Source organism: Microcoleus sp. (assembly GCF_049646505.1).
In the GTDB taxonomy this organism is placed as follows: domain Bacteria; phylum Cyanobacteriota; class Cyanobacteriia; order Cyanobacteriales; family Microcoleaceae; genus Microcoleus.
The window spans coordinates 1-9,377 of sequence record NZ_JBARVX010000527.1; the positions used below are offsets into that span (position 1 = coordinate 1).

11 protein-coding genes are annotated in these 9,377 nt (G+C 45.3%); 6 read left to right on the plus strand and 5 right to left on the minus strand.

Annotated features, from left to right (window positions below; genetic code table 11):
- From WBA89_RS25000 to WBA89_RS25020, 5 genes are all read left to right on the plus strand, one after another.
- The coding region (locus WBA89_RS25000) for a GUN4 domain-containing protein (RefSeq protein WP_424410229.1) at positions 1–652 on the plus strand (652 nt) is incomplete at its 5' end.
- A gap of 280 nt (positions 653–932) precedes the next feature.
- On the plus strand, positions 933–1,142 hold the full coding sequence (locus tag WBA89_RS25005) for a type II toxin-antitoxin system HicB family antitoxin (protein WP_424410230.1): 210 nt from the start codon (positions 933–935) through the stop codon (positions 1,140–1,142).
- Positions 1,143–1,212: 70 nt separating this feature from the next.
- Positions 1,213–2,556, plus strand: a complete 1,344-nt coding sequence (locus WBA89_RS25010) for an FGGY-family carbohydrate kinase (RefSeq protein ID WP_424410231.1) — start codon at positions 1,213–1,215, stop codon at positions 2,554–2,556.
- 314 nt (positions 2,557–2,870) lie between these two features.
- Entirely contained in the window at positions 2,871–3,215 is a 345-nt protein-coding gene (locus tag WBA89_RS25015) for a hypothetical protein (protein WP_424410232.1), read from the plus strand.
- Positions 3,212–3,412, plus strand: a complete 201-nt coding sequence (locus tag WBA89_RS25020; RefSeq protein WP_194008696.1) for a hypothetical protein — start codon at positions 3,212–3,214, stop codon at positions 3,410–3,412. The genes WBA89_RS25015 and WBA89_RS25020 overlap by 4 nt, the downstream gene beginning before the upstream one ends.
- Before the next feature lie 234 nt (positions 3,413–3,646).
- Here the strand turns inward: WBA89_RS25020 and WBA89_RS25025 are convergent, their stop codons facing one another.
- The 3 genes from WBA89_RS25025 to WBA89_RS25035 form a co-directional block, all read right to left on the minus strand.
- Complete coding sequence (locus WBA89_RS25025; protein ID WP_373538072.1) at positions 3,647–4,252, minus strand: hypothetical protein; 606 nt, start codon at positions 4,250–4,252, stop codon at positions 3,647–3,649.
- Between the two features lie 207 nt (positions 4,253–4,459).
- The gene (gene pcrA, locus WBA89_RS25030) at positions 4,460–6,808 is read right to left on the minus strand and encodes a DNA helicase PcrA (RefSeq protein ID WP_424410234.1); all 2,349 of its coding nucleotides are present in this window, start codon (positions 6,806–6,808) and stop codon (positions 4,460–4,462) included.
- A gap of 261 nt (positions 6,809–7,069) precedes the next feature.
- Positions 7,070–7,453, minus strand: coding sequence for a YkvA family protein (locus WBA89_RS25035; RefSeq protein WP_424410236.1), 384 nt, complete (start codon positions 7,451–7,453; stop codon positions 7,070–7,072).
- Positions 7,454–7,687: 234 nt separating this feature from the next.
- On the opposite strand from WBA89_RS25035, the gene WBA89_RS25040 reads away from it, so the two are divergent.
- Positions 7,688–8,425: an SIMPL domain-containing protein gene (locus WBA89_RS25040; RefSeq protein WP_424410238.1), complete on the plus strand. Its 738-nt coding sequence runs from the start codon at positions 7,688–7,690 to the stop codon at positions 8,423–8,425.
- A gap of 395 nt (positions 8,426–8,820) precedes the next feature.
- Here the strand turns inward: WBA89_RS25040 and WBA89_RS25045 are convergent, their stop codons facing one another.
- Together WBA89_RS25045 and WBA89_RS25050 are read right to left on the minus strand one after the other, a co-directional pair.
- Positions 8,821–9,165 carry a hypothetical protein gene (locus WBA89_RS25045; protein ID WP_424410239.1) on the minus strand — a complete coding sequence of 115 codons (345 nt, stop codon included), beginning with the start codon at positions 9,163–9,165 and terminating at the stop codon, positions 8,821–8,823.
- 73 nt (positions 9,166–9,238) lie between these two features.
- Entirely contained in the window at positions 9,239–9,367 is a 129-nt protein-coding gene (locus WBA89_RS25050) for an element excision factor XisI family protein (protein ID WP_424410240.1), read from the minus strand.
- Positions 9,368–9,377: the final 10 nt, after the last annotated feature.

A 9,377-nucleotide genomic window follows, 5' to 3' on the forward strand; every position in this document is an offset into this window, starting at 1 on the left:
TGTCAGTTCGGAACTGGGTCAGATTTTAGATAAAATGATCCAACCTGCTATTAAAAAACGTTATCAATCTGCTACTGAAGTTTTGCAGGCTCTTGGTACTCAATCACCTCCATTATCAGCTCAAACACCTCCTCCGCCACCACCTCAAGTACCTCCTCCGCCACCAGACTCCCTGAAATCAGCGCGGGGTGTTGACTATACTCATCTGCGGGATTTATTAGCAGCAGGAAAGTGGAAAGAGGCCGATCAGGAAACAATAAAGGTAATGCTGAAAGCTGCGAGACGGGAGAAGGAAGATTATTTTGATACGGGTTCAATTGATAATTTTGCTTGCGATGATTTACGAACCATCGACCAGTTGTGGGTAAAATATAGTCAGGGTCGCTTTGGTTTTAGTGTCCAGAAAAAAATTTGGTTGGAAGTGGGCGGCAAAGTTGATTGGGATACTGAAAAGAAGCTAGGCGATCGCGTCGGTTGGCGAAAGAGAAGAAAGGGGAGGAAAGATTGGTTGAGCTACAATGATTTAACCTTTAATCTGCAAGAACCAGAGGGCCACCTACCGTGGGTTCGTTGTTGCGTGCGGGTTGGGTTTGGTTTGGTGGGCTGGTGGGGTTTGGTTCTCTTCTCTCGCATCGAGAGCTGTAAGCTGTAATTTATAGCGATTTCAGCCCTTTGTTAAGTCTTTTTTTGAGAATCTTTTTCTACGAAGTTATCGGCTTTTGGTCATTTCATTACCTGTTACGTTTTGATATCACTCTTCAAACAACAGACTTGCGAAATTCGGATCATAGCAATTGGCTAACACAAACTGTTTAGGGTTCAGAAACCGGGTTTTTTGCCAAATATTTGGTTGTAGTCAGCAGATTCGATAAAAACCCGGTTTCTTTGGTCAGTGCGTAAATCCTAATCTACTCTAAATTCGAGATCAACTAATGCGTTATACCATCGTCATTGAAAAAACACCCAATAACTATTCAGCATATCCACCAGATTTACCCGGATGTGCAGCCACAGGCGCTACCCTTGCGGAAGTACAGCAGCAAATTAAAGAAGCGATCGAATTTCATTTAGAAGGATTGCGAGAGGAAGGTTTACCAATTCCCGAACCAACTACGCTTTGTGAATATGTCGAAGCACGATAATCTCAGAAACCCGGTTTCTTGCTGACACACCCTACAAATACTGTCAACTGTCAACTGTCAACTGCTATAAATGAATCTTTATTTGGGAATAGATTTCGGTACTACGGGCGCTCGATCGACAATTATCGACTCCCAGGGTACAATCCATTGCGAGACAGAATACACTTTTGCCAACGATCGACAGTTGGAATTGCCCTCGGTGTGGCAAAATGCGCTGTGGGCTGTAATTGAGCAAATCCCCCCAACCATCCGCAATCAGGTAAGCGCGATCGCCCTTGACGGCACATCCTCCACTGTCATGCTGTGCGATACTGACGGTATACCCGTATGCGAACCCATTTTATACAATGATGCGCGCGGTGCAGCCGTGACAGAGACGTTGCGGGCGATCGCCCCTGCCAACCACACAGTATTAAGCGCTACATCCAGTCTGGCAAAACTCCTGTGGTGGCAGCATTTGGGCGGGCTAGAAGCCCAACCCCTACTCCCCACAAAACAATTCAATCTTTGTGGAACAGGCATCTTGCCTGTTGTTGAGAAGCTTTATTTCCTGCATCAAGCTGATTGGCTGGCATTTTTGCTGCACGGAAAATTAGGAATTAGCGACTATCACAATGCTTTAAAACTCGGTTTCGATGTTGATACTTTGTGCTATCCGAATTGGCTGACACAGGGAATTGCCGGCGCTGCAACGCCTAAATTGCCGCAAGTTGTCGCACCGGGCACGCCTGTGGGGGAAGTGAGAGATGAAGTGAGGAGTCGCTTCGGATTTCCCCGCAATTGTACAGTTTGTGCTGGCACAACCGATAGTATTGCAGCATTTTTAGCAAGCGGTGTCAATTCACCGGGGGAAGCAGTAACTTCTCTCGGTTCTACTTTAGCCATCAAACTGTTAAGTCATACCCGCGTAGATGATTCTAGATACGGGATTTACAGCCATAAATTAGGCGATTTGTGGTTAGTTGGAGGCGCTTCTAATACCGGAGGTGCGGTGCTGCGACACTTTTTTACTGATACTGAATTAGATAATTATAGCACACAAATTAATCCCGAACAAGAGAGTTTACTGGATTATTACCCGTTGTTGAAAAATGGCGATCGCTTTCCAATTAATGACCCAAATTTAGCGCCCAGACTCGAACCGCGTCCAACAGATTCAGTGGAATTTCTGCACGGTTTGCTCGAAAGTATCGCGCGGATTGAAGCGCGGGGATATCAATTATTGCAAGAATTCGGTGCAACTCCTTTGACAAAGGTTTATACGGCTGGGGGCGGCGCAAAAAATGCGGTTTGGAGTGCGATCAGAAAGCGTTATTTGAAAGTGCCGGTGGAAACTCCGGTTCAGACTGCGGCTGCTTATGGAACGGCGTTATTGGCGATGCGAAGTGCGATCGATTTGAGATTGGAGGATTGAAGAAAGCGACCTCACGGATCGATATGGATGCTGGTAATCTGGATGCTTTTAGTTAGGTTTAAATGTGGTAAATTGGGAGTGCGATCGCTCTTGATTCAAACTCAAATAGAAGGAAGCAAACATTCTGCTATATTGTGTTAAGAATCTAAAAATTAATAACTTAAACACCTCCTACAGTCCTCTCTTCTGTAAGTTACCAGATAAAAGGAGGCAGAGCCTCCGGATCTGCATTACCAGGCAGAGCCTGGTAACGAGCAATCGCTTAAGTTATTAAATTTTCATTCCTAAGTTGTTATCCCTAAAAATCAAGGACAATGGCAAAGCTACCTGATGACATCCTGAACACAATTTTCGCATTGCAGCGGCGGCTAGTGGAAATCCTCAACGAAACAACCGCCACAGAATATATTTTAATGCAGCAGTTTGGCGAGACAGAAGCGACACTCCCGGAACTAGAATCTCTGGATAATATTAAGGAAAGATTGAGAACCTCTTACAATCGTTTGTACAGGCTTTTGCAGCAGGTGGCAGAATCTCAACCTGCTGCGACTACGGATACGTTAAACTTTCTGTATAGAACGATAGAACAAACAGAGGCGGCTGTCGATGCCTCAGAAGCAACTATCCGAGAAATCAAAATAGATTGGAATTTGCCATGAATCAACAACCTAGAATCCCCGACGCTGAAACCAGAAAGCGACACGTTGAAAAGATGCGTGAAGTCTGCCAACAGTTGGACGCTTTGACTCTAAACCTGGATGAATTAATCGCTATATTTGAAGCTGACAACCGCCGCCAGCGTCGAGAACGTTTGGCGGGTAAATACAGGCGTGTGGAATCTCAGGTAATCGAATAAGATATGAGATGTTGCATCATTCATTCTTAATAAGTCTTTTATGAACAGGCAAGATGCCTGTTCCACAAAGAGTGAATTTTCTTGTGGAACAGGCATCTTGCCTGTTAAGCGAGAAGATTTCCTACGCCATAGCCTTGAATTATTTCTTTTTAATCCCTCTGTTCGGACTTTGGTTGTTTAGTAGCGGTTGAAACCGCCGACTCCGATCGGGGTTTTTAACGCAGATTTGATATGCTAATTTTGGCGCACCATCCAGACTAAAAATCCCAATATTTTATCGACTGGAGGTAGCGGATAATCGGTAAGATCGATCGTCACTATTTGCCCTTCTAGCTTGAGAAACCGCCAAGCTGTGCCGCTAGAAACACTGCCGTAGATGGCTAAGATCGATCGACCTTTCGCTTCATTAAACCTCTGGGCCGCCACCATTTCAGCAATACATTGACCCAAACCTACTTTCAAATCTCCTTTTTTAGCTTCTACCATCACAATTGCTGGGGCCTCAACTTCTAACTGTTCGGGGGAACGGCTGATCAGAAAATCGCAAACTCCTGTAAGTCCAACAGCAGCATCGACATTAAATTCTTCACCCGAAAACACGCTGATTTGTTGGTTCAGAATGTTGCGAACTTCCAGCAAGACAGGGTTAATAATAGCTTCTGAACGGGCTTTTTCTGTGCTAGTGGCGATCGCCCAAGGCAAATTTGTCTCCAGCATGGTCTGTAAGGCTGTCGCGGGTGCGATCGGCTCGATTTCTGGCAAAAATCTGATTCCTTCAACTACTACGAGATTGAAGGCTTCTTTAACCTTGCCGATGGTCGTAAATTGACTGTAAGACATAAGAGTTTATCTTTTGATTTCTGCTTTTTAATTAGATGCAGACGGCGGTTGAAACCGCGTCTACACAAACGATGTCCGCCTCCGCGGACTGAAGATAAAAACGTAATTTTAACCGCCATTTTTAACGCCCATTCTTCAACCCGCGGAGGCGGGTTTTGCCTGTATAGACGCGGTTTCAACCGCCGGGTTTTCTTGGAGTTTTTTCTATTACACTCGCTGCAACTTAGCCGTCCTCGGATCGATGATTTTGCGCCCCAAACCTTTAAACTTAATTGCCAGATTAGTTTTATCGCCCACTCCCAAAACGTGGGTAATTTCTCCAACTCCAAAAGCATGATGAAAAACCCGTTCCCCCGTTTTCCATTCTGATGGAGAACTCCCAGAATTGGCTGCTAAATTATGAATTTTTCCCTGGGATGCAGCCGTTTTTCCCGTCTTAGTTTTTTTCGCACTTCCAGCCAGCAAATGTGTCGGCAATTCCCCCAAGAATAGCGAAGGGGTGCAGTGTTCCCGGAAACCTCCCCAAAGACGGCGTTCGCGAGTGTGGGTAAGAAATAGCAATTCCTGGGCGCGAGTAATGCCGACGTAGCACAAACGGCGTTCTTCTTCAACTGCTTTCGGGTCGTCCAAACTGCGGAAATTGGGAAATAAACCCTGTTCCATTCCGACTAAAAATACTACGGGGAATTCTAACCCTTTGGCTGAGTGCAGCGTCATCAGCGACACGCGGGAATCGTCTTCTTTCAAATCATCTAAATCGGATGCTAAAGATGCTTTGGCTAAAAATGATGTTAGCGTCGGTTCTTCGTTTTGTTCTTCAAATTGCAGCACTGCGTTGTACAATTCTCGAACGTTTTCAATGCGATTTTCTGCTTCTTCGGTTCCTTGATTTTTTAAATCGTCAATATAACCAGAATCTTCGATAATTCCTTGGACAATTTGCGACGCGGGCGTAGTTTCAAGTTTTTGTTGCCAATTACCAATCATGGCGGCAAATTTAATTATAGCTTTTGCCGATCGCCCTGCGAGAGTATTGACAGAAGATTCGTCGCTGAGAATTTCCCACAGCGGAATACCTAATTGAGTTGCAGCGTCTTCGATTTTACCAAATGTCGTGTCGCCAATGCCGCGGCGGGGAGTGTTGATGATGCGTTTGAGGCTGACGCTATCGTCTGGATTGGCGATCGTCCGCAGGTATGCTAGGATATCTTTGATTTCTTTGCGATCGTAAAACTTCAGGCCGCCGACAATATTATAGGGAATATCCAAGTACATTAACGCTTCTTCAAAGGAGCGAGATTGAGCGTTGGTGCGGTAGAGAATCGCAAAGTTACTCCCGTGTTCGTATTCGGAATTTTGGCGCTTCAGGGACTGAATTTGACCAGCTACAAATTGCGCTTCATCTATTTCGTTGTCAGCGCGCCATACCACAATCGGAGCTCCGGGTTCGCGAGTCGGGCGCAGAACTTTCTCGATGCGTTCGGTATTGTGTTCGATCAAATGGTTGGCGAGTTCCAGGATGTTTTCGCGCGATCGATAATTTTCCTCTAATTTTACCATTGTCTGAGTTTTTGCATCCGACAAACCATCGCCGAAATCCTCTTGAAATTCCAGCAAAATGGTATAATCAGCCATCCGAAAACTGTAAATAGATTGATCCACATCGCCCACCACAAAAATCGAGCGATTTTGCCATTTATCAAACTCTTTCGGGTCGCTGTTATTTGTCACCAACATCCGAATCAAATCATATTGAGTGCGGTTCGTATCCTGATATTCGTCAACTAAAATATGGCAAAACTTTCTATGCCAATAATTTAATACTTGCTCGTTTTGGCGTAAAAGTTTAACCGGAACAAGAATTAAATCGTCAAAATCTAAGCCGTTGTTGGCTGCTAAAGCATCTTGGTAACGGCTGTAAACATCGGCAATTACGCGCCCTCTGTAATCCGGTTCTGCGGCTAGGAATTCTTGAGGCGACCAACCTTTATTTTTAGCGTTGCTGATGGCATAGCGGACTTTGCGCGGGTCAAATTTCTTGTCGTCAAGATTGAGGACTTTGGTAACAATTTGTTTGACGAGACTTTGAGCATCTGACTCGTCAAAAATCGAAAAATTCTTCTTCCATTGGCGGCCTTTTTCGTCTTGATATTTCTCAATATCGTAGCGGAGAATCCGGCCGCACAGAGAGTGAAAAGTTCCCATCCAAATCTGTTTGGTAATTCTGTGGTAAATTTGCGATCGCAATCTGGTTTGCACATCCGGCGCTAAATCTGCCAAAGGTTTCCCATATTCAGCCTCAGCTTGCTGAGTCGCCAGCAATTTCTCAATTCTTTCTTTCATCTCTCTAGCGGCTTTATTCGTAAATGTCACCGCCAGAATATTTTCGGGATCGACTCGGTTGGTGCGAACTAAGTTTGCTACGCGGTAAGTTAGAGCTCTGGTTTTCCCCGAACCAGCCCCCGCTACTACTAACAGCGGCCCGTTGTAATGGACGACTGCTTGGCGCTGGGATGGGTTGAGGTGGCTGAGGTGATCGGTAGTAGTTTGAGTCATAGGTAGAAACTTAGTTTAATTTTTTAAGGGGGTAAATAATACTTGGTATGTGATGCCGCGAGTTTTTTTTAAGGTCAGGTGCGCGCACTCTACAATATAATATCATGAATATCAGACGGCGGTTGAAACCGCGTCTACACAAACGATGTCCGCCTCCGCGGACGAATAGAGAATAAGGTAAAACATAATTTTCACCGCCTATTATTCAACCCGCGGAGGCGGGTTTTGTCTGTATAGCCGCGGTTTCAACCGCCCGGTCTTCTAACGTTTAAATATTTGTTTTATCAAAATTGCAGCTAATATTCCCAAGCCAATCCAAATAACAATAATTATAGCAGCCGCAGCCTGATTTATCGGTTTTTCTCGCTCTATTTCAGCAGCGGCTTTTTCCCGGCACTCGGCTAAAACCTGTGGCGGAATCATCTTCAGTACCAGCCAAATTCCCAAAGGTACAATTATCAAATCGTCCAAGTAGCCGAGAATCGGTATGAAATCGGGAATTAAGTCGATCGGGCTAAAAGCGTAGGCAACCGTAAGGCCTGCTAAAATTCTGGCGTACCAAGGTACTCTCCGGTCTGTACTGGCTAAATAAACAGCGTAAGTCTCTTTTTTGAGTCGGCGGGCCACTTGTTTTAAGGATTGCATATAATAATGACTAAATGAGTCGTAAATATTTTTACCCCACCCCAACCCTCCCCTTACTAAGGGGAGGGAGTAAGAAATTAACAAATGATTTAGGATTGCATATAATAATGACTAATAACTAATGACTAATGACTAATTTTTTTTAGTTACCAAAAATGTAACAGGCTGGATCTTTAGTAATTCCCGTGCGAAGGTAAAGTATAGCATCAGTTGTACGTGAGGAGAATCGAGTTCATGAATTCAAATTTGCGGCGCGGTACTAGAATCAATTTCCGCAATCTGCTAACAGCGTTGTGTTTAACGTTAACTTTCGTGAGTTTTGTGAGATTAGATCCGGCGGTTGCTCAAGAACAGCGGATCAGAACGTTGACTGTTACCGGGCGGGGTGTGGAAGCGATTCCGACAACTCAAACGCAAGTGCGATTGGGTGTTGAGGTGCAGGGAAAAACGGCGACTGCGGTGCAGCAGGAAGCGGCGAGGCGATCGTCCGCTGTGGTAGAGTTGCTGCGATCGCGCCAAGTAGAAAAACTCGAAACTGCCGGCATTACTCTCAACCCGAATTACAGCTACGAAAACAACCAGCAGCGGCTGACAGGCTATACTGCTACAAATACCGTCACTTTTCGCATCAATACTGCATCTGCAGGCACTTTGCTCGACGATGCGGTGAACGCCGGAGCAACGCGCATTCAAGGTGTGAGTTTTGTGGCCGCCGAAAGTGCGATCGAACAAGCTCAAAAACAAGCACTCAAAAAAGCCACTCAAGACGCTCAATCGCAAGCGGATGCAGTCTTGAGCGCGCTCAACCTCAAGCGGGGAGAAATTCAGGGAATTCAAGTCAACGGTGCGATCGCGCCAGCTCCCGTGTACCGCCAATTTGCTGCTGCTAGGGCTGATGCTAATGCTGCAACACCCGTAGTGGGAGGGGAACAGCAGATTGAAGCTTCTGTGACTTTGCAAATTAGCTATTAATTTGAGGTTCGAGCGTTCGGACTTTAGTCCGCATAAAGAAGGACTAAAGTCCGAACTATCGAACCTATAATATCAATTCCTCTCTTCATCGTCCTGTATTCATTTCTCTCTGACCTCTCTGTGTTCTCTGTGTTCTAGCGCCGGTTAAATCATTCCGATGCAACCGGAAACGATATAACTTCTGAAAAGTCGCCCTCAAAGCAGCCGCTTTGCGCTACAAGCAAGCAACGTGCGACGGTACTCAGAAGGATAACTTCGCCGCGCGCACATCCCATCCCGTAATCGCAGCATTACTACTCAACAAGATTGAGCGATCGCCCAAGTTATTTTAAAATAGCGAAAGTCATAATAAAAGGGTGCGTGCAGAGTGCTTCCTCTCTTGTTTATTGCCTAACCTAGGGATTAGGACATCTCAGTCTCAAAAAGTCCGATCTGATCCAACCTTTGTACTCACTCGCTCTCAATCTTGTCGTCAAATACCAGACATTTCCTTCAGTATCTTTACGGCTGAGTGGAGATACGACAGCACTTTTATTTTGGTCGTCATTGGCGACAATCACTAAATTTCCTACCGATACGGTGCCTGCGACACTAAAAATGCTTCCCGCACCAGATCGTATATTAACTTGTGAGCCAATCTCTTCACCTAAAATATCGGCGACGCAGCTTTTGTCTGTGATGGATTGAGCGCTTGCACTCTTGGGAGTGAAGATAGCAAGAGTGGCGATTTCTATAAGCATGAGAGCGCAAATTTGTACGGGTTTCATCTTTGATACCAAAACTGATTTGTGAGATTAATACGAGCGAATTAGGTTAGATGGTGAGATGGAATTGCACAATGTTTGCGATCGCAAACTCTGTATATTGCCGTAAATGCGGTGGATGAAACGCCAATACAATATCCTCCCGTGACACCCCAGCCTGCAAAAAATCTGTCACCACCCCATCTTCT